Here is a 23,107-nt window from a genome sequence, read left to right as displayed (position 1 = left end):
CTCGGTGTGCCTGTTGAAAACGCCAGTGCAGGTTTCTGCATCAGATGACAGCAAGATGTTCACTTATTTGCTACTTACGGCGGGTTTCCTTTTTGCGGGAACCTGCATCCCATTTATAATCAACATGGGTTTCTGTTCCAGCACTGTGGCATTTTGCGGTACTTATTCAGCCCTCCCGAAGCATTGAAAGGATCCCACTTATGACCAAAGCTGACCTTGTCGACAAAGTAACCGCCATCGGTGACCTGACCCGCCGGGACGGAGAGGTTATCGTCGATACCCTGTTCGAGTCCGTGATCGGTGCTTTGAAATCGGGTGACAAGATCGAGATTCGCGGCTTCGGAAGTTTCCGCACCCGCCAGCGCAATGCGCGAACGGGCAGGAACCCCAAGACCGGCGCAAAGGTGGACGTGCCGGCCAAGCGTGTCCCGTTCTTCAAGCCGTCCAAAGAGCTTCGCGACCTGGTGAATCCCAATGGAGCGAAGTCTTCGCCCGCCGTCGATCCTCATCATCCACCCGCAATGTAGTGGCAGAGCGGTCTCGCAGATCACAGGAGACCGCTTGCTATACTGATGCTGCGTGGAGCTTTTTCTCAATCTTGTATGGTGCATCCTCTCGCTCCTGCTGATCGTCCACTGGACGGCGGCCGCGAAACCACGCTCTAACCTGAAGACAGGACGAGCCTTCGTGGCTCTTCTGCTGCTTGTCGTCGTCCTTCTGCCTGTCATCTCGGTGACGGACGACCTGGTCGCCATGACCAGTCCCGTTGAGGTGGAACACCTCGTCCGGCGCGGCGACATCTCCATGCTGCATCTGGACCAGATGCAGACGGCGATGCTGGACATGGGAACACTGATGGCACAGCTCTTTATCGGTCTTGCCTTCCTTGCTTCCCTGCTTTCTCGGACCGTTCCGCGCCGCAGCGCCGGAAGGCTTCTGGACGGGTTTGGAGCGGCAGGCGGCATACGGCCTCCACCCTTCGCGGCGCTCTCGGCCGCCTGATCCCTTTTCGTACGAAGTTGTAGAGACTTCTCCCGGGATATCTTTTACCTGTATTTCAACCTGAAGGTAGGCATGACACTGAACCCTCTTCGTGCCATGACCCTTGCCGCCGTTTTGTCCTGCACCGGACCGGCGCTTGTGGCACAGGCTCCTCAACCCACACCGGCGGCGGCAACGGTACCGCTAACCTTGCAGCAGGCGGTTGCGCGAGCATTGGCTGCGAATCCGACACTGCTGTCGGCACAGCAGCACGTCGCTGCGGTGCAGGCAAACAAGATCACTGCTGGATTGCGTCAGAACCCTGTGTTGACGCTCTACGGCCAGGGCTTGACGCTGCCCGAGGTTCCCGCAGCCAACGGCAATCCGTACTTCTACTCGGCCAATGTCGCGCGTCTGTTCGAGCGCGGCGAGAAGCGCAGATGGCGTCTCGACTCCGCCACGGCGACGGCGGACTCGACCGAGAGCCTTTACAAGGACCAGCAGCGGCAGCTTGTGCTCGCGGTTCGCGGTGCCTTTACCAACATGCTGCTGGCGAAGGCTTCGCTCGCTGTGGCGGAAGAGAACCTGACCGACTACCGCAAGACGGTCGACCTGAGCCGTTCGCGCCTGGACGCGGGCGACATTACGCGCACCGACTTCGAGCGCATCGACCTGCAGCAGGCGCAGTTTGAGGCCGACGCCGACAATGCGCGGCTGGCCTTGCAACAGGCGTCGACGCAGTTGCAGCTTCTCTTCGGCATCGACCATCCAACGCCAGACCTCGATGTAACCGGCACGCTCGATCCGCCGGCGATTCCGCTGACGCAGACTGAGGCCGAGAGCAAGGCGCTCGCCGCGCGTCCCGACTACCTCGCGGCGCGACAGGCGCTGACGGCAGCGGAGGCCAATTCGAAGCTGGCCATTGCAGGCGGAACGACCGATCCCACGCTCTCCACCGAGTACGACCGCAACGGTATCGACAACTCGTTTGGCGTGAGCGTGGCCGTTCCTCTGCGCATCTTCGACCGCAACCAGGGCGAGAAGTCGCGCACGCGCTACGAGGTGGAGTCGAGCCGCCTGGCGGTGACCGCGGCGCGCAACCAGGTGGTCTCCGATGTGGATCTGGCGTGGATGGCATTCGAGACATCGCAGCGGCTGGCGCAGCGCTACAACGGTCACTACCTCGACGAGGCGGGGCGCGTGCGCGACAACCTGCAGTTCAGCTATCGCAACGGCAACTCGACGCTGCTCGATTATCTTTCGGCGCTGCGTGACTATCGCGCGGTGCGGCTCAGCGGCCTGAACGCGAATGCGCAGGTCTGGCTCGCGCTCCACCAACTCAGCTTCGCTACGGCGACGGACATTCTGCCATGAAGGAACCGATGAAGACGCTTCCGATACGAATCAACTCCCTGCTCCTGCTTGCGGCCGTGGGCCTGCCGCTGACCGCGTGCAAGTCGTCTGCTCCTCCGGCGGCCGAGGCGAACCAGCCCGCCAACGCCGGCGTGGAGACGATGGCTGCCCGTGTGCAGCAGAGCACCGACTACCTCGACATTCCCGCGCGCGTCTCCGCAGACCCGTCGCACGTCGTGCGCATCTTTCCTCCGCTGAGCGGGCGCATGTTGGGGCTGCGCGTTCTGCCGGGGCAGGAGGTCGCCAAGGGCGCCGTCGTCGCCACGCTTCAGAGCAGCGACATCGCGGCTGCGCGAGCCGACTTCGAGAAGGCAAAGATCGAGGTGCTGCGCGCCGACCGCGCACTGACGCGCGGAAAACTCCTGCTGCAACACGATGTGCTGTCGCAGACCGACTACTACGAGCTTGAAGCAGCCAACCAGACGGCTCACTCCGAGTTGGAGCGCGCGCGTCAGCGCATCCACGAGCTGGGCTTCTCCGAGGACAGCAACTCCGACGAGGTCGCCCTGCGCGCGCCGATCTCGGGCGTGGTGCTGGACATCGGCACGGCTGCGGGCGAGATGCAGCGGTCGCTCGACAGCGCAGCGCCGATTGCGACGATTGCCAACATCGATTCGGTATGGATCGTCGGCGACGTCTTCGAGCGCGACCTGAGCAGCGTGAAGCCCGGACGCGAGGTACAGGTCCTTGTGCCTGCCTATCCCGACCTGAAGCTGACCGGGCGCGTGGCAAACATCGGCGACGCGCTTGACCCGAACACGCACACGCTCAAACTGCGCGTCGTTCTGCCGAACCCGAAGCACACGCTGAAGGCCGACATGTTCGCCACCATCCGCGTTCCCGGAGCAGTGCGCAGCGCTGTGATCGTTCCGGCGACAGCCGTATTGCACGAGGGAGACAAGACGTCGGTGTTCGTGGAGAACGCATCGGGTAAGTACGACCAGCGTCCTGTGACCATCGGGCGCACATTCGAGTCGGGCACGGTGAAGACCGTCGAGGTCCTGAGCGGTATCAACGACGGCGACAAGGTCGTCACAGCCGGCGGAGCTCTGCTCCGTCCCACCAACGGAGACTGACGGCGTGCAATCGCTCATTCGACTCTTCATACGCTATCGCGCCATCATTCTCATCATCTTCGCGGTGATGCTCGCTGCCGGCGCGTTCGCGCTGTCGCGGCTGGACATCGAGGCGTACCCCGACCCATCGCCACCGCTGGTCGAGATCATCACGCAGAACCCGTCGTGGTCGGCCGAGGAGATGGAGCAGCAAGTCACCGTGCCGGTGGAGACGACGCTGAACGGCACGCCGCATCTCGACCAGGTGCGCTCGATCTCGATCTTCGGCCTGTCGGACGTCAAGCTCTACTTCAGCTTCGACTCGGACTACTTCCGCGACCGGCAGGAGGTGCTGAACCGCCTGCAGACGCTGCAACTGCCGAACAATCTGCAACCGCAGCTCTCGCCGTGGTCGCCGATCGGCGAGATCTTCCGCTACCAGCTCACCGGCCCCGGCTACACGCTCAATGAGATCAAGGCGACGCAGGACTGGCTGGTACGGCGTGAGTTGAAGCAGGTGCCGGGCATCATCGACATCACCACCTTCGGCGGCACCACGCGCCAGTACCAGGTGGAGGCCGATCCCAACAAGCTGCTCGCCTTCGGCGTGACGCTGCCGCAGGTGCTCAACGCGATTCAGTCGTCGAACGCCAACGCGGGAGGAAACTACCTCCAGCTTGGCAACCAGAACATCAACATTCGCGCGCTGGGGCAGGTTCACTCGACCGACGACATCGCGCACATCGTCGTTGCGGAGAAGAACGGTGCTCCGGTGACCGTCGGCGATGTCGGCAAGGTGTCGGAGGGCGCACAGCCTCGGCTGGGCCAGGTGGGGCGCAACAAGCAGAACGACATCGTGCTCGGCATCGTGCTGCTGCAGAAGGAAGAGAAGTCGCTGCCCGCGCTCAAGGCGCTGAAGGAGAAGATCGCGTATCTCAACACGGGCAGCCTGCTGCCTCCGGGGATGAAGATCAGCACGATCTATGACCGCACGAACCTGATCAACCGCACTACACACACGGTCCGCGAGGTCATCACGACGGGGCTGGTGCTGGTGACGCTGGTGCTGCTGCTGATGCTCGGCGACCTGCGCATCACCTTCATCGCGGCGGTGACGATTCCCTTCGCCGTGCTGTTCGCCTTCGGCATGATGGTGCTCACGGGGCGGTCGGCGAACCTGATCTCGATCGGCGCGATCGACTTCGGCATTCTGGTCGACTCGTCGATCATCGTGCTCGAGAGCATCTACCGCAAGCTGTCGCGGCGCGTTCCGGGTGAGCAGACGGGCGACCTGATTGTCGAAGGCGTCACCGACGCCGCAACGCCGGTGCTCTTCTCGACGGCCATCATCCTCATCGCATTTATCCCGCTGTTCACCATGCAAGGTGTCGCGGGACAGATCTTCTCGCCGATGTCAGTGACGTATGGTTTCGCGCTGCTGGGCGCGCTGCTGTTCGCGCTGATCTTCGCTCCGGTACTCGGCTATATGACCGCGCCGGCGGAGCAGAAGGTCGGCGATGGCTACACCTGGCTGAGCCGCCTGCTGAAGAACAACTACGAGAAGGCGCTGCACCATGTGCTGCGGGTCCCGGCGCTGGTGTGGATCGGCGCGGCGGCGATGCTTGGCGTGGGCGTGCTCTGCTTCGTGCTGGTCGGCGGCGAGTTCATGCCTCCGCTCGAAGAGGGCAACCTGTGGATTCGCGCGACGCTGCCGCAGGACATCTCGTTCGACACGTCGGCCGACCTGGCCAACAAGCTTCGCGCGGTAATCGCGGAGTCGCCGGAGGTCACGCAGACGGTTTCGCAGATGGGGCGGCCCGACGACGGCACCGACGTCTCGACCTTCAACAACATCGAGATCTCGGCCGCGCTGAAGCCGCAGGAGGAGTGGCGTCCGGGGCTGACGAAGGCGAAGCTGATCGACGAGATCAACCGCCGCATGTCGCGCTATCCGGGCATGGAGCTGAACTTCTCACAAAACATCCAGGACAACGTGGAAGAAGCCATGTCGGGAGTGAAGGGCGAGAACTCGTTGAAGCTCTTCGGCGACGATCTCGACACGCTCACCGCGCTGGCGACCAAGATTGAGACGGTGATGAGGTCTGTGCCGGGCACGGCCGACGTTGGTGTATTCAAAGTGGGCGGACAGCCTTCGCTGGTGATCCAGATCGACCGCGCCAAGGCCGCGCGCTACGGCATTCTGTCGGGCGACATCAACGCCGTGGTGCAGGCTGCGATCGGCGGCGCTCCGGTGACGCAGGTCATCCAGGGTGACCGCCGGTTCGACCTGACAGTGCGCTACCCGGAGATCAACCGCTCGACACCCGAGGCCATCAGCGCGATCCTGATTCCCACCGCCGACGGCACGCGCATTCCGCTGGGGCAGATCGCCGAGGTCTCCATACGAGAGGGCAGCTTCCAGATCTTCCGCGAGGGCGGACGCCGCTACATCCCCATCAAGTTCAGCGTGCGCGGACGCGACCTGGCGACGACGATCACCGAGTTGCAGGCGAAGCTGAAGCAGCAGGTGCCGATGCCGACCGGCTACGACTATACGTGGGCGGGCGAGTTCGATTCGCTGCGCAAGGAGCAGAAGCGGCTCGCGTTCATCATTCCCATTTCGCTGGCCATTATCGTCATTCTGCTCTACACGCAGTTCGGCACGTGGAAGGACGCGCTGATCGTGCTTGCGACGCTTCCCTTCGCGGCGGTGGGAGGGACGGTCTCGCTGTTCGTCAGCGGGACGCCGTTTAGTATCTCGGCCGCGGTCGGCTTTACGTCGCTGATCGGCGTGGCGACGCTGGGCGCGGTGGTCTTCATGTCGGGCGTGCGCCGTGCGCAGCGCGAGAGCGTGGACGGCAAAGGACTTGAACACGGCTGCGTCGACGAGATGCGGCCGGTCGTGATGGCGTGCATGGCCGCCGGTCTCGGACTTCTGCCCGCAGCGCTCTCACACGGCATCGGAGCGCAGGCGCAGCAGCCGCTGGCCCGCGTCGTGGTAGGAGGCATGGTAACGACGGTGATCGCCATCCTGTTTGTGATGCCGCTGCTGCTCAGGCGGCGGCCGGGGCATCCGATCTCGAACATCGGCGAGGTGGAGAGCGAGTAGGCGCAGTTCTGTTGCTTGCGCGCGGATCCCGGCGCTGGGAGATTGCACGATGAGACGATGTACGCTATCGGGCGATGCCGATGGCATTCAACATACGGCCGGCTGTGCCGCGCTCGGCGCGGTGCGAGAAGTATCGCCGCTCGCCGCTGGCGGTGCGGGCACATGCCGTGCACTCGCCGATCATGGTGACGCGCTCCGGGGCTGCGCCCGCGTCGATGAGCTGGCGCCGGTTGGCCTCCCACAGGTCGACATAAAGCTGCGCCGCTCCATCGTTGGAACGCGAAACGAACAGGTCCTGCGCGTAGAGAAAGCGGGCGGCGAACTGATGGCGCACCTCTTCGCCCACGGCGTAGCAGCAGGCGCCGATGGAGGGACCGACGGCGGCCATCATCTCACCGGGGTGCGATCCGTACTGCTGCTGCATGAGGGCGATTCCCTGCTGCACGATTCCGGCAACGGTGCCGCGCCATCCGGCGTGAAAGGCTCCGACGGCCCGGTGGATGGGATCGACGACGAGGACGGGTACGCAGTCCGCCGTTCCTACCGCAAGAAGCACTCCCAGCACATTCGTCACCAGGCCATCGCCTTCGAGAACGGCCTTGCCCTCGGAGGTCTCCAGCGTTCCTTGAAACGCCTCCTCGCCGACAACCCTGACTACCCCGGAGTGGACCTGGCGGATGGTCACCAGTTGCATCGGCTCGCCGGGCCGGCTGACGGCCTGGACGAAGGCGCCGCGGTTCTGCCGCACATGCGCGGGGTCGTCTTCCTTGGTCCAGCCAAGGTTGAGGCTTTTTCCACCGTAGGCGGCGGACGCGCCGCCCTGCCGGGTGCTGAAGCCGTGACGCAGCCAGGGGAAGTTCTTCCAGGAGGCTACGCTTTTACTCTCGATTTCCACCATAATTGCCTCATTCTAAGACGTTTGCCCGTTGACTTTCCCACACGCAGGCAGTTTGATGAGGGAAGGCTAAGAGTCGCTGGACGAGAGAGCGCTAACTACCTTATCTTTCAACAAAAATTTGCATCGAAACCGCGTTATCTGTAAGATACCCCGATTGTAGACATGAGAACGAACGTGCCCACTCAAACCGCCGCTTCACAGCTTCTACGTACCCGGATTGGCAAGGTATGCGTCGCCATCATCGGGTCAACCGCCGCCGAGATGGTCGAGAAGGCCAGCGCTGTGGTCAAGGAGACGCCGTTTCTCGAGTTCCGGCTGGACTACCTGGAAAAGCCGCTGGCCGCATTGCCAAAGCTGAAGCACTTCTTCGCGGAGAACACGGCCGCGGTCGGCATCGCGACCTGTCGACGCTCGGGGAACGGAGGCAAGTTCACGGGCAGCGTTGCCGACGAGATGGAGATCCTCGGCAAGGCGGCCGGCGCGGGCTTTCACCTGGTGGACCTGGAGCTGGAGTCGGCCGAGGCGCTCAAGAAGGGTGAGTTGCAGAAGCTGCGCGACACCGGTATCGCCGTGATCGTCAGCTACCACGACTTCCACGCGACCAAAGACCTCGACAAGATCTACGAGCGCATTCAGCCCTTTCAGCCGGACTTCTTCAAGATCGTCCCCACGGCGAAGGCGCTGACCGACAACGTGACGCTGATGCGTTTCATCGAGCGCATGAACGAGAACGCGAACATCATCGGCATCTGCATGGGCGACGCGGGCATCATCTCGCGCGTACTGGGCCTGCGCGCGGGTTCGACCTTCACCTTTGCCGCGGCCACGCAGGGCGAGGAGACAGGGCCGGGGCAGATTGCCGCACGCACGCTGATCGAGACCTACCGCATCGACCAGGTCGACGCAGCGACCAAGGTCTACGGCGTTGCAGGGAACCCGATCAAGAGCTCGCTGTCGCCGATCATGATGAACACGGCCTTCCGCCGCGAGACGGTGAATGCCGTCTATCTTGCGTTGCAGGCGACGAAGGTGAGCGATCTGTTGAAGCTGGTGCAGGAGATCCCGATCCAGGGCCTGAGCATTACGATGCCGCACAAGCAGGAGATCATGGAGCACCTGGAGAACACCGATCCCCTCTCAGCCAAGATCGGAGCGTGCAATACGGTGCTGCGGGCGCAGGACGGCAAGCTGTACGGCTTCAACACCGACGTCGCAGGAATTGTGGGGCCGCTCGAGAAGCGCATCTCGCTGCGCGGCGCGAAGGCGCTGGTGCTGGGCGCGGGAGGCGCTGCACGTGCCGCCGTGTTTGGACTGCGCGACCGCGGGGCCGAGGTCTTCATCCTGAACCGTACGCCCGAGACGGCGCAGAAGCTGGCGCGGCAGGCGGGCGCGAAGACGATCAAGAAGGACGCCGTCGCGAAGACTGCGTTCGACGTCGTCATCAACGCGACTCCGATCGGCATGGCCGGACAGAAGGGCGCGCACCTGATCGAGGCGAAGGACCTGAACACGAAGCTGGTCTTCGACCTGGTGTACAACCCGATCGAGACGCCGCTGATCCGCATGGCACGGCAGCAGGGCATCGCCTTCATCACGGGCGTGGAGATGTTTGTGCAGCAGGGCGCGCGTCAGTTCGAGATATGGACAGGCAAGCCCGCTCCGGAGGAGGAGATGCTGCGGGTCGTGATCCACGCGCTCAGGCAGCAGGCCGAGGCCGCTTCTGCGGCACAGGCTGAGCCTGAGGCCAAGCCGGGGAAGGCTGCGAACTCTGCGAACGGCAAGCCGGCGAAGGCTGCGCCAGCAAAGACGGAGACAAAGAAGGCGGTCCCGGCGAAGGCTGCGCCAGCTAAGAATGGCGTGAAGGCTGCACAAGCGAAGGCTGTGCCGTCGAAGAATGGCGCTAAGGCATCTTCAGCTGCAAAGACGAAGAAGAAGGCCTGAACCGGATACCTGAACGATGCGGTCAGAAGGCCCGGCGCTATCTGCCGGGCCATTCTCAGTCAATCGGGAGATGAACCGCCATTCGGGTTGCATGGCGGAGCATGGCTGCGTGTTGCCATCATAACGGCGTGTTGTGACCGTAGAAGCGCCGACTCATTCGACTCTTCCTCCGGCTAGTGCACCCTTCCCTGCTGGTTGCCGAACGAGTAGCTGACGCCGACGGAGAAGATGGGGAAGAAGGACGCGTAGCTGAGGTTGTGGTTGTTGCGCGCGATGAAGGACGCGAGGTCCTTCTGGAAGCCGGGGTCCTGCATGACGGGCTGGCACCCGATCGAGGTCGGATACTGCGGGTCGCAGGCGCTGCCGGCGAAGTCCAACTTGAGGGTTGGCTGGCCGGCGTAGTAGAAGCCCGCCTCGACCGGGAAGCTGACGTGGCTGCGGGTGCGCGGGACCATGTTGCCGAAGCCGACGCTTAGACCGGGAGCCACCTTGCGGAAGCCGACCGAGCCCGAGCCGTGGAGAGGGTCGGTGTAGCTGCTGATGTAGTCGCCCCCGTTGAGCGAAAGGGTGCTGCCCGAGGGAATGAGCGCGGTGGCGCGGACCTGGTTGCTGTTGGCAAAAACCATCAAAGGACTGATGCGGAAGCGGCCGCCGAAGGGAAACCAGTCGAGCGACGCGTGGCCGGAGCGCAGGCGAAAGGCGGCGCCGATGTCCGCGCCCTCCTCCTGGAAGGAGAACGAGTAGCTGAAGAAGTCCGCGCCCGCGCGAACATTCAGCTTATGCGCTACGGGAACCGCGACGTCGAACCCCGCCCCGTTGATTCCGGCGTGCGCGGCCATGCCGAGAGTTGCGAAGGGTCTCCAGGTGCGTGGGGGGCTGGCGGGCATCGGGCGGATGACCGCTTCGGCCGACGCGTCGCGGCTCTCCGTTATAAAGCGCGACGGCACGCCGGTTGAAGCGACGAGCGGGTCTCGGCTGTTTGGTGTCTGCGCCGAGGCTGAGAAGACTGATATTGCGATGACGAGTGCGCCTGCAAGATTGCTCTGCGGTTTCATGTGAGGTGCCGTCCTTACCCGCACCTATCGGCGCGGGAGGGGACGACTTGAGAGCGGAGGTGCGGAATCGGTTATTGGCGCTTACCAAAATGAGAGAGGATCGCTGCTTCGGCAGAATACGGGGATTGCCCGGCTACGCTCGGAATGACACGCGGGCCTGCCTATTCAGCGGCGGGCGAGCGATGCAAAATGCAGGTCCTTCGACTTCGCTACGCTCCGCTCAGGATGACAAATAAGTGAGAGTTATAAGGTTCGAGCTCCGCTCAGGATGACAAATAAGTGAGAGTACAAACCGTGGCGGGGTGAGATGGAGTTCATCCCACGCATTAGCGGCAGCGCTTCCTTTATCGAGAAAAAAGAGCCGCCCGGTGAGGGGCGGCTTCTCGAAAGGAAAGGTATAACAGGGAAATCTAGTGGCCGTTGCGCTCGGCGGAGGCGATCTTCTCCTCTGCCTGGCGAGTGATGGCGTTGGCCTCGTCGTACTTCTGGCCGTCGTCGCCGGCCTCGTTCCAGAGCTTCTCGCCCTCGGCGAGCTCCTCCTTCGCCTCGGCGACATTGATCTCGTTGGGGTGCATGGCCGTCTCGGCGAGGATGGTGACACGCTCCGGGAGCACCTCGACGAATCCCCAGGCGACGAAGAATTTCTGGTCGCCAGAGGTGCCGCCGTGCAGGCGGACTTCCCCCGCGCTCAGCTCGGCGAGCAGCGGTGCGTGGCCGTAGAGGGCCTCGAGGTAGCCCGACATCGACGGAAGCTCGACGGCCTCGGCGGTCGCGTCCAGGAGGACGCGGTCCGGTGTGACGAGACGGACGGCGAGGAGTCCGGATTGGTTTTGTTCAGCCATCTTGGACCTCAGGGGCTAAAGCCCCTTTCTTGCTTGATTCTTTGCGGGACGGAGACCCAAGGCGAAAACCCTGGGCTGCCAGCCGTGCCCTTAACAAAACAGTTTTGAAACCCCAGGGGCTAAAGCCCCATTTTTCTTCGATGGCCCCAGAGAATGCCAAGGCTGAAGCCTTGGCATTCCTGGAAGCAACAACTCCATCAAAGCAATGCTCGAACGTTGCAACAACTTCTAAAGATGCAATGACTCCTAAAGATGCAACAACTTCAAAGATGCGACTTCAAAAGTGCAACAACTGCGAAACGTAGCTGGCGGCCATGCGACGGCCGCCAACGTCGATCGTTAGACGGTCTGCTTCATCTTCTCGGCGGCGGCGAGGACGTCCTCGATGCCACCCTTCAGGTAGAAGGCCTGCTCGGGGATGCTGTCGTGCTTGCCCTCGATGATCTCCTTGAAGGAGCGGATGGTGTCCTCGACCTTGACGTAAGCGCCGGGGATGCCGGTGAAGATCTCGGCGACGTGGAAGGGCTGCGAGAGGAAGCGCTGGACTTTTCTTGCGCGCGCCACGGTGATCTTGTCCTCTTCCGAGAGCTCGTCGATGCCGAGGATAGCGATGATGTCCTGAAGGTCCTTGTAGCGTTGCAGGATCTTCTTCACGCCCTGGGCAACGTCGTAGTGCTCCTGGCCGACGACGCGAGGCGAAAGAATACGCGAGGTCGAGGCCAGCGGGTCGACGGCCGGGTAGATGCCAAGCTCGGACAGCGGACGCGAGAGCACGGTGGTGGCGTCGAGGTGGGCGAAGGTCGTCGCGGGCGCCGGGTCGGTAAGGTCGTCGGCGGGAACGTAGACGGCCTGCACCGAGGTCACAGAACCCTTCTTGGTGGAGGTGATGCGCTCCTGGAGCTCACCCATCTCGGTCGCGAGGTTCGGCTGGTAACCCACGGCCGAAGGCATACGGCCGAGCAGCGTGGAGACCTCGGAGCCGGCCTGCGTGAAGCGGAAGATGTTGTCGATGAAGAGCAGCGTGTCTGCGCCCTCTTCGTCACGGAAGTGCTCGGCGACGGTGAGGCCGGTGAGCGCGACGCGGAGACGTGCTCCCGGCGGCTCGGTCATCTGGCCGTAGATCAGCGCGGCCTTGGACTTGTTGTAGTCCCTGGGATCGATGACGCCCGACTCCTGGAACTCGTGCCAGAGGTCGTTGCCCTCGCGGGTGCGCTCGCCGACGCCTGCGAAGACCGAGAAGCCGCCGTGCTTGGAGGCGACGTTGTTGATGAGCTCCTGAATGACGACGGTCTTGCCGACGCCTGCGCCGCCGAAGAGGCCGATCTTTCCGCCCTTCAAGAACGGCTGGATGAGGTCGATGACCTTGATGCCAGTCTCGAACATCTCTTCGCTCGTCGACTGCTCGTCGAACGCGGGGGCCTGCCGGTGGATAGGCATGCGCTTCTTCGCGTTGACGGGACCGAGCTCGTCGACGGGCTCGCCGAGCACGTTGAGCACGCGGCCGAGCGTCTCGCGGCCCACGGGCACCGAGATGGGAGCGCCGGTGTCGATGGCCTTCATGCCGCGGACAAGACCTTCGGTGGCCACCATGGCGATGCAGCGCACGCGGCCCTCGCCGAGATGCTGCTGCACCTCAACGACGACGTCCATGGGAGCGGGCACGTTGAAGCCTTCGCTGACGATGCGAACGGCCTGGTAGATGGCCGGCATCTTCGACTCTTCGAACTGAATGTCGACGGCCGGGCCGCTGATTGAGATTACTTTTCCAATGTTCTCTGCCATAGGTCTCTCTGTGTTCCTGAACTTCTGCGGGTATCCTTGGATACCCCAGGGGCTAAAGCCCCGTTTTCTTTTGCGCCCCGAGAATGCCAGGGCTGAAGCCCTGGCCTACCTAGAAGCTAAACTTTCAAAACCTTCTTACTGCTGAACTTCAAAAAATCTTCAGGTACTTCTTTACGAAGCTGAACTTCAAAACCTCAGGGGCAAGCCCCGTTGTTCCCTCTGCTTCTTCGGCACGGAGACCCAAGGCTAAAGCCCTGGGCTACCAGCCGCGCCCTTAACAACCGTTACAAAGCTGCTGCTCCGCTCACAATCTCGATAATTTCCTTTGTGATCGCTGCCTGGCGAACACGGTTCATCTGTAGCGTGTACGCGTCGATCATGTCGCCTGCGTTGTTGGTTGCAGAGTCCATCGCGGTCATGCGTGCGGCGTGCTCGGAGGCGACCGACTCCAGCAGGGCGTGGAAGATCTGCGTGGTGACGTAGCGCGGCATCAGGTGACGGAACAGACGCTCCGGCTTCTGATCGAAGATGTAATCCACCTCGGCGGTACCGAACTTCTTCGCCTCGGATTCGACGACGGACTCCTCGGGGGTCGTCAGGCTGACGCCGGCGGTTTTTGCTGCGTGGCCGGCGGCTTCCTTCTGCTCCTCGGTCATCTCCTCGGCCACCGTGATCTCGTGCGAGCCGAGCTTGCGGATGGGGAGGAGCTTTTCGACGACGACGCGCTGGGCGATGACGGACTTGAACTCGTTGTAGACGAGGTAGACCGAGTCGATCTCGGCGCGCGTGTAACGGTCGACGATCGAGCGCGCGATGCCGCTGACGTCGTCGATGTCGACGCGCTGGAGGACGGTGGCGTGGTCGCCGGTGACCTCGATGGGCTGGGCGCGGTGACGGATGACCTCATAGTGCGTGGCGAGGTCGTTGTCGTAGCGCTCTTCCTTCTTTTCGTAGACGGCGGCGGTGTAGCGCTTCGCCACCAGGTCGCGCGCCTTGCGGCCGACCGTCTCGATGTCGACGTTCTGGCCCTTGCCGCGACGGTCGGCGATGAACGACTGCGCCGCCTTGGCGATGTTCGAGTTGAAGGCTCCCGCGAATCCCTTTTCGCCGGCGATGACGAGGACGAGGACGTTCTTCTCCTCGCGCTCGACCAGCAGAGGGTGCATGACGTCGGTCTGGTCGGCGCGGCGCACCAGCGACTCGAGCACGTTCGAGATCATCTGCGCGTAGGGACGCGCCTGCAACGCGCGCTCCTGGGCGCGGCGCAGCCTGGCCGCCGAGACCATCTTCATGGCCTTGGTGATCTGGCGCGTGTTCTTCACGCTGCGTATGCGACGCCGTAGATCGAGTACGTTTGCCATGGTTTACCGGGCCGCAGCCGCCTCTTTCTCCTTGCGCGCGGCGAGGAAGTCGGCCTTGTAGTCCTTGATGGACTGGGTGAGGCGGCCCTTGATGTCGTCGTCGATCTGCTTCTTGGCGACGATGTCCTTGAGCACGGAGCCGGTCGACTCGAGATAGGGATAGAGCCCGTCCTCGAAGGCGCGCAGGTCGGCGACGGCGACGTCGTCGAGCAGGCCGTTGACGCCGGCGAAGATGATCGCCACCTGGTTTTCGAACGGGAGCGGGCGGAACTGCGGCTGCTTCAACAGCTCGGTGAGGCGCTGGCCGCGGTTGAGCTGACGCTGCGTCACCGGGTCGAGGTCGGAGCCGAACTGCGCGAAGGCGGCGAGCTCGCGGTACTGCGCGAGGTCGAGCTTCAGCGTCGCGCCGACCTGCTTGGTCGCCTTGACGGCCGCCGAGAAGCCTACACGCGAGACGGAAAGCCCGACGTTGACGGCGGGACGGACGCCCGAGTTGAAGAGGTCGGTCTCGAGGAAGATCTGGCCGTCGGTGATCGAGATGACGTTGGTCGGAATGTAAGCCGAGACGTCGCCGGCCTGGGTCTCGATGATCGGGAGCGCGGTGAGCGAACCTCCGCCGTTCTCGTCGGAGAGCTTGGAGCTGCGCTCGAGCAGACGCGAGTGAAGATAGAAGACGTCGCCGGGGTAGGCCTCGCGTCCCGGGGGACGGCGGAGGAGCAGCGAGATCTCGCGATAGCTGGCGGCGTGCTTGGAGAGGTCGTCGTAGATCACCAGGGCGTGCTTGCCGTTGTCGCGGAAGTACTCGCCAATGGCGGTCGCTGCGAAGGGCGCGAGATACTGCATCGGCGCGGGCTCCGACGCCGTGGCGGCGACGATGATGGTGTAGGGCAGCGCGCCGTTCTCTTCCAGCGTCTGCACGACCTGCGCGACCGACGAGCGCTTCTGGCCGATGGCGCAGTAGATGCAGATGAGGTTGTTCTTCGCCGAGTTGATGATGGTGTCGAGCGCGATGGCGGTCTTGCCGGTCTGACGATCGCCGATGATCAGCTCGCGCTGGCCGCGGCCGATCGGGATCATGGTGTCGATGGCCTTGATGCCGGTTGCCATGGGCTCGCGCACCGACTGGCGCGCGATGACGCCGGGAGCGAGGCGCTCGACGGGGAGGAACTGGTCGGTGTTGATGGGTCCCTTGTCGTCGATGGGCTGGCCAAGCGCGTTGACGACGCGGCCGATCATGGCCTCGCCGACGGGCACGGACATGATGCGTCCGGTACGCTTGACCTGGTCGCCTTCCTTGAGCTCGGTGTAGTCGCCGAGGAGCACGGCGCCGACCTGGTCTTCGTCCAGGTTCATGGCGAGGCCGGCCACGTTGTGGGGGAACTCGATCAGCTCGCCGGCCATGACCTTGTCGAGGCCGTGCACGCGAGCGATACCGTCGCCGAGCGAGATGATGGTGCCGACCTCGTCGACCTGGATCTTCTGCTCGTAGTTCTCAATCTGCTGGCGAAGCAGCTCTGTAATCTCACCTGCGTTGATCTGTGCCATGTCTTCCTTCTGCGGTACGTCGTATCGATCTTGTTTGCTTCTGAAACTTCAGCGCAGCCTTGAACCTTATGCGCCGACAAGCCTTTGTTTCAACTGCTGAAGCTGCGCGCGCAGGGAGCCGTCATAGACGGTCGAACCGATACGCACGATTGCGCCGCCCAGCAGCGAGGGGTCCTGCCGGTAGGTGGCGCGAACCCTGCCACCGGCCAGCTTTGCCACCTGCGCCTCAAGCTCCGCGCGATCGGCGCCCTCGAGGACGTGCGCGCTGGTAATCTCCGCCTCGGCCAGCCCCGACTCTTCGTCGGCGACTGCATGGTACTCCTCGAGGATGTCGTTGAGCTCGGCCAGCCGCTGATGGTCCATGATGACGGCGACGAAGTTGCGAACCTGCGGCATCATACCGATCTTCGCGGCGAGGGCGTCGAGCACCTTGAGCTTCTGGTCGCCGGCGATCGCGGGGTTCATCAGGACGTCGCGAAGCTCGCGGCTGCCGGCAAAGGTGCCGCTGAAGTCGCGCAACTGCTGCTGCGCGGCGGCGGAGTCGATCTTCTGCGACTGGACGACCGCGGAGAAGGCGTGGGCGTAACGGAGCGCAATGACCGACATCAGTTCTGCCCTCCCTTGGCGTCGTCACCGACGAGGCGCCGGGCGAAGTCCTGCACGAGAAGACGGTCGGTCTCGGCGGAGACGACGAGCTTCTTCGCTGCCTGGTCGATCGCGAGATCGGCGGCGTACTGCTGAATCTGGCGGCGCGCGTTGGCGGTAGCGGCGGCGATCTCCTGCTCGGCGGCGGAGAGTATCTTGTGCTTCTCTTCTTCGACGGAGGCCTTGATGCGCTGCTCGTCGGCAATGGCATCTTTCTCGGCCTGCGCACGGAGCGTGGCGATCTGCTCATCGAGCTTGCCCAGGCGGGCTTCAACACCGCTCAGGCGCGTTTTGGCTTCGTGCGAGGCGGCGCGCGCCTCGACGAGATGCTTCTGGATCGCCTCGTTGCGGGCGCGGAAGGTCTTGGGGAGCGATTTCGCCAGGAACCAGCCAACGAGGATCGCGAGGACGGCAAAGTTCAGGACAGTGAACGCCGTCGCCGCCTGCTCTGCGTCGAGGCCGAGTTTGGCTCCAATCGCCTTCACGGCAGCCGAGTGGCGGTACGCGTCGTTCTCGTCCTCTTCCTGCTTCTCCTTCGCGGCGGAGTTCGCCTCGGGAGTGCTCTCGTAACCAGCCTGAGCAAGGACGACGGGGGTCTGGGCAGCGGCACGCTCGCCCGGGACTGCAGCGAACAGCACTGCCACAACGAAGACTGGAAGGAGGCGCTTCAGCCGGAGCTTCATCGCGTCACCTCCGTGGCAACCTGCGCGGGAAGGACCGCCGCGAGTACGCGCGAGCTTAGCTCGACGCTGGCAGCCTCAATCTGGATACGCGCATCGGCCACACTTTGCTCGATTCCCTGCTTCGCTCCACGGACGCGCTCCTGCGCACCCTGGCGCGCCTGCTCGAGGGCGGCGTCGCGCTCGGCGTTCCACTGCTTCACCTTGCCGTCGCGCATGGCGAAGATCTCGGCCTTGGCTTTACGCAGTTTTTCTTCGTAAGCGGAGGTCTCGGCCTCTGCCGCGGCGATGGCGCCTTTGGCCTGCTCTACAGCCCCTGTCGTGCGGGCGCGGCGGTCGGCGAGGACACGGTCGAGCGGACGGCGCACAAGGACGCCATAGGCGACGACCAGCAGAATGAAAAGGACCATCGTCGGCACAGAGCCGAGCACAAGTTCACCGAGTTGTTTGAATATCACGTCCATGCAGGGGTACGGCCTGGAGGCCCGCTCAGAAGCTGTCTTTCCAGTGGTCTAACAGCGCAAAGTCATTCAAAGCGTTCCGGTTTTTGGCCAGTTTGTAGATTGCGGTACATCTTGTTTTAGCAAAGCATTCGCGGGAGTGTCAAACACAATCCCGTCGATAAACGGGCATATGGTGCGATATTCGAGCAGTGCTTTTGCAGGTGACGAATCTTTGACTTTATGCCTGAAACTCGTAGACTGGTAGGTACCACCCGGACCCTATTTTCTGGGTCACATAGGTCGCGTGACCGGGGACACCACCTCCGCTCCCCCTCAGGCGGCCTATGGTAGTTAAGAATGGATTTTCATCGTCCACTTCCCGGTTCAATCTCCGACAAAGTTGCTGGTTTGCCTGCGTGGAGATGCGGGCTGGTTGGAAGGTACGCGCGTTGCGCGAATGTCCCGCATCCGGCGATACGACCGCCAGATTATGGGATATCCGGTTTGCGTGGAAGATGCAGGTCCTTCGACTGCGCTCCCTTTGGTCGCTTCGCTCAGGATGACAAGGTATGGGGGGCAGCGGTTGTTCGGAAGCGGCGGTAGCGGTTGAGCAGCGAAGATGGTCCTCGCGCGGTGAGATAGACGAGATTGCCCTCGAACCGCTTGGCGAGGGCAACGGCACCGGCCTCCAGTGCGGCGATTACGGCTCCTTCGGACTGCGGCAGGCGGAACTCCATCTCGATGACGGGGTCGGCGACCAGGCTGTCGTCGATGGCGCGGAGCAGGTCGTCCAGACCGATATTCGCGAGTCCCGAGACAGGGACGCGGTCTTTGTTGCCGAGCGCGTGCCTGTCTTTTTCATTCAGCAGGTCGATCTTGTTCATGACCTCGACGACGGGCTTTCCGGCGGTGTCCAACTCGGAGAGGACGCGCTCAACCTGCGCCTTCTGCTCATCGAGAAGTGGACTTGAAGCATCGCGGACGTGGAGGAGCAGTTCGGCGCGCTCGACCTCTTCGAGTGTGGCGCGGAAGCTGGTGACGAGGGTGTGCGGCAGATTGCGGATGAAGCCGACAGTGTCGGACAGAAGCACTTTGCGACGTGATGGAAGCTGAAGCTGGCGGAGCTTGGGGTCGAGCGTGGCGAACATGCGCGAGGACTCAAGCACGCCAGCGCCGGTGAGGGCGTTGAAGAGCGTGCTCTTGCCTGCGTTGGTGTAGCCGACGAGGGCGACGACGGGTACGGGCACAGCTTCGCGGCGCTGACGCTGTTGGCGGCGGATGCGGCGCACGGACTCAAGCTGCTGCTTGACGTGGTCGATGCGGAGGTTGATCTTGCGGCGGTCGGTCTCGAGCTGGGTCTCGCCGGGGCCTCGCGTGCCAATGCCGCCGCCCAGCTGACTCATCGACTTGCCTCGCCCGGCGAGGCGGGGAAGCTGGTACTCAAGCTGCGCGAGTTCGACCTGGAGCTGGCCCTCACGGGTGCGGGCGTGGCGGGCGAAGATGTCGAGGATCAACTGCGTCCGGTCGATGACGCGGACGTCGAGCCGCGCCTCGAGATTGCGCAACTGCGAGGGGGTCAGGTCGTGGTCGAAGAGGACGAGGTCCGCCCCGGTGGAGGCGGTGACTCCGGCGATCTCATCGAGCTTGCCCTGACCGACGAGCGTAGCAGGATCGGGGCGGGCGCGCCGCTGGATTAACGTGGCTGCGATCTCGGCGCCTGCGCTTCGTGCCAGCTCTTCAAATTCAGCGAGAGAGGCGTCGAAGTCGAGCCCGGCGTGGTGAGAGACGGAGGGCGTTGCGAGATCGGCGGCTTCGGCTTCGGAGGCAGCGAGAACGGCCGCCGCCCTGCGCGCCTCCGCGGCGGCAGCCGTCAGTTTCTTGCGGTCGCCTGTAAACTCCACGGCGACCAGGACAGCGCGCTCCGTGGGCGCAGAGACACCTTGAACGCGCGAGCTCGAAGCCTGTTGCGCTTCGACCAGGGTGCGCCTGGAGGCGTTTGAAGTTTTCACCGAAGCGATCTTCACACCCTCTTCAATCCCATCAAACGTGCGTGCCCCAGGCTTACCGGCCGGTGACGCCAGCCACCTCGGGTACATGGGCCGCGGCAGCAGCGGGAGCAGCTACAGTGGACTGGCTGGAGCGGAACTCGCTCTTCACCTCTCCGTGGCCTCCCATGCGGCCGCTTACCACCGTCGAGATAGCGTGCTTAAAGATCAACTGTTCCTGACTATTGTTTTCGAGGAGGACCGAATACTTGTCGAAGGAGCGAATCTTTCCCGTAAGCTTCACTCCGCTCACCAGATAAATTGTGATCGGGCTCTTGTCCTTGCGGACGGTATTGAGAAAAGTGTCCTGAATGTTCTGTGCCGGCTTTGATTCCATGGTGCCGATCTCCTTCTTTTTAAAAATCCGTAAAAGTTAGCGATACTGCTGTACTGCATGGCACTCCAGTCGAGCATTCGCGGAGAAGCTGCCGCGTCCGAAGCCAAGAGGTCAACAATACGAGCATCCTCTGCAATTTTCAACCGGGGCAAGCGCACAAATCCCCTGGTTGCATGGTTAGACGTACTATCCCCGCAAAAGGCTCCAGAATGTGAGCGCTGTATGACGCTGTTCAAAAGTGGTCAGTTCCAACAGAGAGCTGACTACAGGATTTGACTGCACCTTCTCCCAGAGAAATTGCGGCGTAACTGAAGCCATACCCTTCAATAGCCCCATCGAACCCACGACGCCGGAGTCCGATTTACCATCACAAGTGTGACTGAGACCTCCCAACCCGTTCAGATGCTTGACTTCGCCCGTCAGTTTGCCGGTATGCGTGAAGAGATTCTGGCAGCGATCGCGCGAGTATGCGATTCGCAGCAGTTCATCCTCGGCCCGGCAGTGGAGTCGTTTGAGCGCGCGGCGGCGGAGGCCCTGCATGTAGCGTATGCGGCGGGCTGCTCGAGCGGCACCGAGGCGCTTTGGCTGGCGCTGGCGGCGACCGGTGTCGGACCGGGCGATGCTGTGGTCACGACGCCGTTCAGCTTCTTCGCCACGGCCAGCTCGGTACTGCGGGCTGGTGCACAGCCCCTGCTTGCCGATATCGACGCGGACACCTTCAACCTGTCGGCGGATGCTGTGAACGAAGCCATCGAACGGCATCGCGGGACGGTTGTGAAGGCGGTCATGCCGGTGCATCTGTATGGCCAGTGCGCCGACTGGGACGCCTTTACCGCATTGAAGCAGCGCCGCAACCTGCTGCTGATTGAAGATGCCGCACAGGCCTTTGGCGCATCGTGGCGCGGAGTGATGGCAGGTGGTCTGGGCGACATCGCCGCCTTCAGCTTCTATCCGACGAAGAACCTGAGCGCGATGGGGGATGCGGGAATGCTGACGACGCAGTCGGCCAGCCTGGACGAGCGCACGCGTATGCTGCGCGCGCATGGAATGCGGCGGCGCTACTTCCACGATGAGGTGGGCTGGAACTCGCGGCTGGATGCGATACAAGCCGCAGTGCTTGAAGTGAAGCTGCGCTATGTGGCTGAGTGGAACGAGCGGCGGCGCAGCCTGGCCGCACGCTACGACGAACTGTTTCGCACAGCGTGCCTGGCCGCTTCGACGACGGCTGAAGGCCTGGTGCTGCCCATTCGCGATGCGCGCGGCGTGCATGTGTTTCACCAGTACACTATCCGCGCACCAAGGCGCGACGCGCTGCGCGAGTATCTCAGCTCCCGCAGGATCGGCAGCGAGATCTACTATCCGCTGCCGCTGCATCTGCAGCAGAGCCTTGCAGAGCTTGGGTATAAGAAGGGCGACTTCCCTGTTACGGAGCGGGCTGCGGAAGAGGTGCTGTCGCTGCCGATGTTTCCCGAGTTGCGGGAGGACGAGCAGCAGGTTGTGGTGGATGCGGTGCGCAGGTTCTACGCCTGAGGGTCCGTGGCGCTTCTCCCACCTTAGACCGCTTCGCGGTCGAAGATAGGGCCCTGGTCGAAGGCACCGCTGGGCCTGACCTCTATATTGGCATCCTGCAAAATGCAAGTCCTTCGACTTCGCGGCTGCGCCGCTTTGCTCAGGATGACAAACCGTAATAGTTGAATGTCTCGCTCGAAAGGGCTTCGCAGGTACTAACGGCGTCTTTTCTTTGCTGGAGCAGCGGCTTTTTTCTTCTTGCCGGCTACGGGTTCGGGGTGGGCGTCCATCGGCGCCGTGGCGCCGGGTTCGATGACGCGGCGGACGAGGTTTCCTTCGAGCCGGTAGGTCTTCAAGTTGGTCTTTCCCGGAACTATCGCGCCGGTGACGGGGTCGGGAATGACGGGCCCGGCTTCGGCGGAGAGCACGCGGTAGCTGAAGGTCGGGGCTGCCGCCATGCCCGCGGGCGCCTTGCTGTAGGGGTCGGCAGCCATCTTAATCTCAACCGGAAGATAGCCCTCGATATTGCGCTCACGGAAGCCGGTCTCGTAGCGGTGCTTCTTGATGTTCCAGGTAAAGACGCGCACCTGGTCGAAGTCGTAGGGCAGTCCCGCCTTGTAGGGGCTGACGACGGTGACATAGATGGGGATGTTCTTGTCGTCCTGCGGTGCCTCGGCGTCGTTGACGGTGGTGAGGACGTAGGCGCCGACGATGCGCTGGCCCTCGGAGTAGCGCGTGATGGCATCGGGCACATCGACGTCCATCATGCGGCTGTAGAGCCAGCCGGTGTCTCCTTTGGAGTCGCGCACGAGCCACCAGTCTTCCATGACGGGCGGCGGAGGCGCTTCAGCTTGTGGCGCGTTTTTGTCTCCAGTCTTTGCTTCGGGAGCGGCAGGCTTAGGCGCGCGCTGGCCTGGAGGAAGAGGCTTGGGCAGAGTGGCGCGGCGCAGCAGCTTCAGCTTTTCGCCTTCGGACAGACGAAAGAGTCGCTCGGTGTCGCGCCCTGGGCTGGAGTGCATGTAGACATCGTCGCGGACGACGCCGCTGGCGACGGAGGGGTCATCCTTGTGCTGCTGCTTAAGGGCCTCGAACTGGTCGAAGATGTCTTGCGTCGCAACGGCCTTCTCCTCGATCCAACCCTGCTCGCCTTTGGAGGTTTGCACTTTGAAGAAGCGGCGCCCGCGCTCGAGCACCTCGAGCTTATCGCCGTTCGTCACCGTGCCGGTGCGGTTGGAGACGGCGGCGACGCGATCGCGAAGGTAGGTCTGCTTGGCGGTGACGTAGACGTATTGCGCGGGAGGTTTGGGACGCAGCTTTGAACATCCGTTGGCGAGCGCGAGACTGAACGCAAGACCGAGACCGAGCACAAGGCTTCGCGCGGTCCTGACTACCCTGCCGGTCTGTCGTGAAGACGAAATGGCCCTGAGCTCCGCGGCCTGAAGAAGGCTTATCGTTCATTTTACCGG

At 63.0% G+C, this 23,107-nt stretch carries 18 protein-coding genes and 1 pseudogene; 7 read left to right on the top strand and 12 right to left on the bottom strand.

Annotated elements, in window-relative coordinates:
• Positions 1–200: 200 nt before the first annotated feature.
• The 5 genes from JSS95_16820 (at position 201) to JSS95_16800 (ending at position 6,558) form a co-directional block, all read left to right on the top strand.
• Entirely contained in the window at positions 201–527 is a 327-nt protein-coding gene (locus JSS95_16820; GenBank protein ID MBS1801477.1) for an integration host factor subunit beta, read from the top strand.
• A gap of 52 nt (positions 528–579) precedes the next feature.
• The gene (locus tag JSS95_16815) at positions 580–1,002 is read left to right on the top strand and encodes a hypothetical protein (protein ID MBS1801476.1); all 423 of its coding nucleotides are present in this window, start codon (positions 580–582) and stop codon (positions 1,000–1,002) included.
• Positions 1,003–1,074: 72 nt separating this feature from the next.
• Positions 1,075–2,355 carry a TolC family protein gene (locus JSS95_16810; protein MBS1801475.1) on the top strand — a complete coding sequence of 427 codons (1,281 nt, stop codon included), beginning with the start codon at positions 1,075–1,077 and terminating at the stop codon, positions 2,353–2,355.
• Positions 2,356–2,363: 8 nt separating this feature from the next.
• A complete protein-coding gene (locus JSS95_16805) occupies positions 2,364–3,470 on the top strand; it encodes an efflux RND transporter periplasmic adaptor subunit (GenBank protein MBS1801474.1) in 1,107 nt (368 codons plus the stop codon).
• Between the two features lie 4 nt (positions 3,471–3,474).
• Positions 3,475–6,558 carry an efflux RND transporter permease subunit gene (locus JSS95_16800; protein ID MBS1801473.1) on the top strand — a complete coding sequence of 1,028 codons (3,084 nt, stop codon included), beginning with the start codon at positions 3,475–3,477 and terminating at the stop codon, positions 6,556–6,558.
• Positions 6,559–6,622: 64 nt separating this feature from the next.
• Here JSS95_16800 and pgeF read toward each other — a convergent pair whose 3' ends face one another.
• On the bottom strand, positions 6,623–7,456 hold the full coding sequence (gene pgeF / locus JSS95_16795) for a peptidoglycan editing factor PgeF (protein MBS1801472.1): 834 nt from the start codon (positions 7,454–7,456) through the stop codon (positions 6,623–6,625).
• 162 nt (positions 7,457–7,618) lie between these two features.
• Here pgeF and aroE point away from each other — a divergent pair, with 162 nt between their 5' ends.
• Positions 7,619–9,397 carry a shikimate dehydrogenase gene (aroE, locus tag JSS95_16790; protein ID MBS1801471.1) on the top strand — a complete coding sequence of 593 codons (1,779 nt, stop codon included), beginning with the start codon at positions 7,619–7,621 and terminating at the stop codon, positions 9,395–9,397.
• 173 nt (positions 9,398–9,570) lie between these two features.
• On the opposite strand, the gene JSS95_16785 is transcribed toward aroE, so the two are convergent.
• From JSS95_16785 to hfq, 10 genes and pseudogenes are all read right to left on the bottom strand, one after another.
• Positions 9,571–10,452: a hypothetical protein gene (locus tag JSS95_16785; protein ID MBS1801470.1), complete on the bottom strand. Its 882-nt coding sequence runs from the start codon at positions 10,450–10,452 to the stop codon at positions 9,571–9,573.
• 410 nt (positions 10,453–10,862) lie between these two features.
• Positions 10,863–11,294 carry an ATP synthase F1 subunit epsilon gene (atpC, locus tag JSS95_16780; protein ID MBS1801469.1) on the bottom strand — a complete coding sequence of 144 codons (432 nt, stop codon included), beginning with the start codon at positions 11,292–11,294 and terminating at the stop codon, positions 10,863–10,865.
• Positions 11,295–11,633: 339 nt separating this feature from the next.
• Positions 11,634–13,076: a F0F1 ATP synthase subunit beta gene (gene atpD / locus JSS95_16775; GenBank protein ID MBS1801468.1), complete on the bottom strand. Its 1,443-nt coding sequence runs from the start codon at positions 13,074–13,076 to the stop codon at positions 11,634–11,636.
• Between the two features lie 284 nt (positions 13,077–13,360).
• Positions 13,361–14,437: a F0F1 ATP synthase subunit gamma gene (locus tag JSS95_16770; protein MBS1801467.1), complete on the bottom strand. Its 1,077-nt coding sequence runs from the start codon at positions 14,435–14,437 to the stop codon at positions 13,361–13,363.
• Between the two features lie 3 nt (positions 14,438–14,440).
• A complete protein-coding gene (locus tag JSS95_16765; GenBank protein MBS1801466.1) occupies positions 14,441–15,982 on the bottom strand; it encodes a F0F1 ATP synthase subunit alpha in 1,542 nt (513 codons plus the stop codon).
• A 66-nt stretch (positions 15,983–16,048) separates the two neighbouring features.
• The gene (gene atpH / locus JSS95_16760) at positions 16,049–16,588 is read right to left on the bottom strand and encodes an ATP synthase F1 subunit delta (GenBank protein MBS1801465.1); all 540 of its coding nucleotides are present in this window, start codon (positions 16,586–16,588) and stop codon (positions 16,049–16,051) included.
• Positions 16,588–17,310, bottom strand: a complete 723-nt coding sequence (locus JSS95_16755) for an ATP synthase F0 subunit B (protein ID MBS1801464.1) — start codon at positions 17,308–17,310, stop codon at positions 16,588–16,590. The genes atpH and JSS95_16755 overlap by 1 nt, the downstream gene beginning before the upstream one ends.
• A complete protein-coding gene (locus tag JSS95_16750; protein MBS1801463.1) occupies positions 17,307–17,771 on the bottom strand; it encodes a hypothetical protein in 465 nt (154 codons plus the stop codon). The genes JSS95_16755 and JSS95_16750 overlap by 4 nt, the downstream gene beginning before the upstream one ends.
• A gap of 533 nt (positions 17,772–18,304) precedes the next feature.
• Positions 18,305–19,846 (bottom strand): GTPase HflX, encoded by a 1,542-nt coding sequence (gene hflX / locus JSS95_16745; GenBank protein MBS1801462.1) that lies wholly within the window; start codon positions 19,844–19,846, stop codon positions 18,305–18,307.
• 79 nt (positions 19,847–19,925) lie between these two features.
• Positions 19,926–20,132 (bottom strand): annotated as a pseudogene (gene hfq / locus JSS95_16740) (RNA chaperone Hfq).
• A gap of 402 nt (positions 20,133–20,534) precedes the next feature.
• Between hfq and JSS95_16735 the strand changes: the two are divergent.
• Positions 20,535–21,662 (top strand): DegT/DnrJ/EryC1/StrS family aminotransferase, encoded by a 1,128-nt coding sequence (locus JSS95_16735; GenBank protein MBS1801461.1) that lies wholly within the window; start codon positions 20,535–20,537, stop codon positions 21,660–21,662.
• Between the two features lie 194 nt (positions 21,663–21,856).
• On the opposite strand, the gene JSS95_16730 is transcribed toward JSS95_16735, so the two are convergent.
• Positions 21,857–23,008 carry an SH3 domain-containing protein gene (locus tag JSS95_16730; protein MBS1801460.1) on the bottom strand — a complete coding sequence of 384 codons (1,152 nt, stop codon included), beginning with the start codon at positions 23,006–23,008 and terminating at the stop codon, positions 21,857–21,859.
• Positions 23,009–23,107: the final 99 nt, after the last annotated feature.

It is taken from the genome of Acidobacteriota bacterium, from assembly GCA_018268895.1.
Classification (GTDB): Bacteria; Acidobacteriota; Terriglobia; order Terriglobales; family Acidobacteriaceae; genus Edaphobacter.
The sequence above is the reverse complement of the archived record's forward strand: the minus strand, read 5'-3'. Positions and strand labels throughout refer to the sequence as shown.

What these genes read in the sequence shown, in the direction of transcription:
- hflX (MBS1801462.1), bottom strand. Translation starts at nt 19,846, where the DNA reads ATGTACCCGAGGTGGCTGGCGTCACCGGCCGGTAAGCCTGGGGCACGC.
- atpH (MBS1801465.1), bottom strand. Translation starts at nt 16,588, where the DNA reads ATGTCGGTCATTGCGCTCCGTTACGCCCACGCCTTCTCCGCGGTCGTC.
- aroE (MBS1801471.1), top strand. Translation starts at nt 7,619, where the DNA reads ATGAGAACGAACGTGCCCACTCAAACCGCCGCTTCACAGCTTCTACGT.
- atpC (MBS1801469.1), bottom strand. Translation starts at nt 11,294, where the DNA reads ATGGCTGAACAAAACCAATCCGGACTCCTCGCCGTCCGTCTCGTCACA.
- JSS95_16765 (MBS1801466.1), bottom strand. Translation starts at nt 15,982, where the DNA reads ATGGCACAGATCAACGCAGGTGAGATTACAGAGCTGCTTCGCCAGCAG.
- pgeF (MBS1801472.1), bottom strand. Translation starts at nt 7,456, where the DNA reads ATGGTGGAAATCGAGAGTAAAAGCGTAGCCTCCTGGAAGAACTTCCCC.
- JSS95_16820 (MBS1801477.1), top strand. Translation starts at nt 201, where the DNA reads ATGACCAAAGCTGACCTTGTCGACAAAGTAACCGCCATCGGTGACCTG.
- JSS95_16735 (MBS1801461.1), top strand. Translation starts at nt 20,535, where the DNA reads ATGCTTGACTTCGCCCGTCAGTTTGCCGGTATGCGTGAAGAGATTCTG.
- JSS95_16805 (MBS1801474.1), top strand. Translation starts at nt 2,364, where the DNA reads ATGAAGACGCTTCCGATACGAATCAACTCCCTGCTCCTGCTTGCGGCC.
- atpD (MBS1801468.1), bottom strand. Translation starts at nt 13,076, where the DNA reads ATGGCAGAGAACATTGGAAAAGTAATCTCAATCAGCGGCCCGGCCGTC.
- JSS95_16750 (MBS1801463.1), bottom strand. Translation starts at nt 17,771, where the DNA reads ATGGACGTGATATTCAAACAACTCGGTGAACTTGTGCTCGGCTCTGTG.
- JSS95_16810 (MBS1801475.1), top strand. Translation starts at nt 1,075, where the DNA reads ATGACACTGAACCCTCTTCGTGCCATGACCCTTGCCGCCGTTTTGTCC.
- JSS95_16755 (MBS1801464.1), bottom strand. Translation starts at nt 17,310, where the DNA reads ATGAAGCTCCGGCTGAAGCGCCTCCTTCCAGTCTTCGTTGTGGCAGTG.
- JSS95_16785 (MBS1801470.1), bottom strand. Translation starts at nt 10,452, where the DNA reads ATGAAACCGCAGAGCAATCTTGCAGGCGCACTCGTCATCGCAATATCA.
- JSS95_16770 (MBS1801467.1), bottom strand. Translation starts at nt 14,437, where the DNA reads ATGGCAAACGTACTCGATCTACGGCGTCGCATACGCAGCGTGAAGAAC.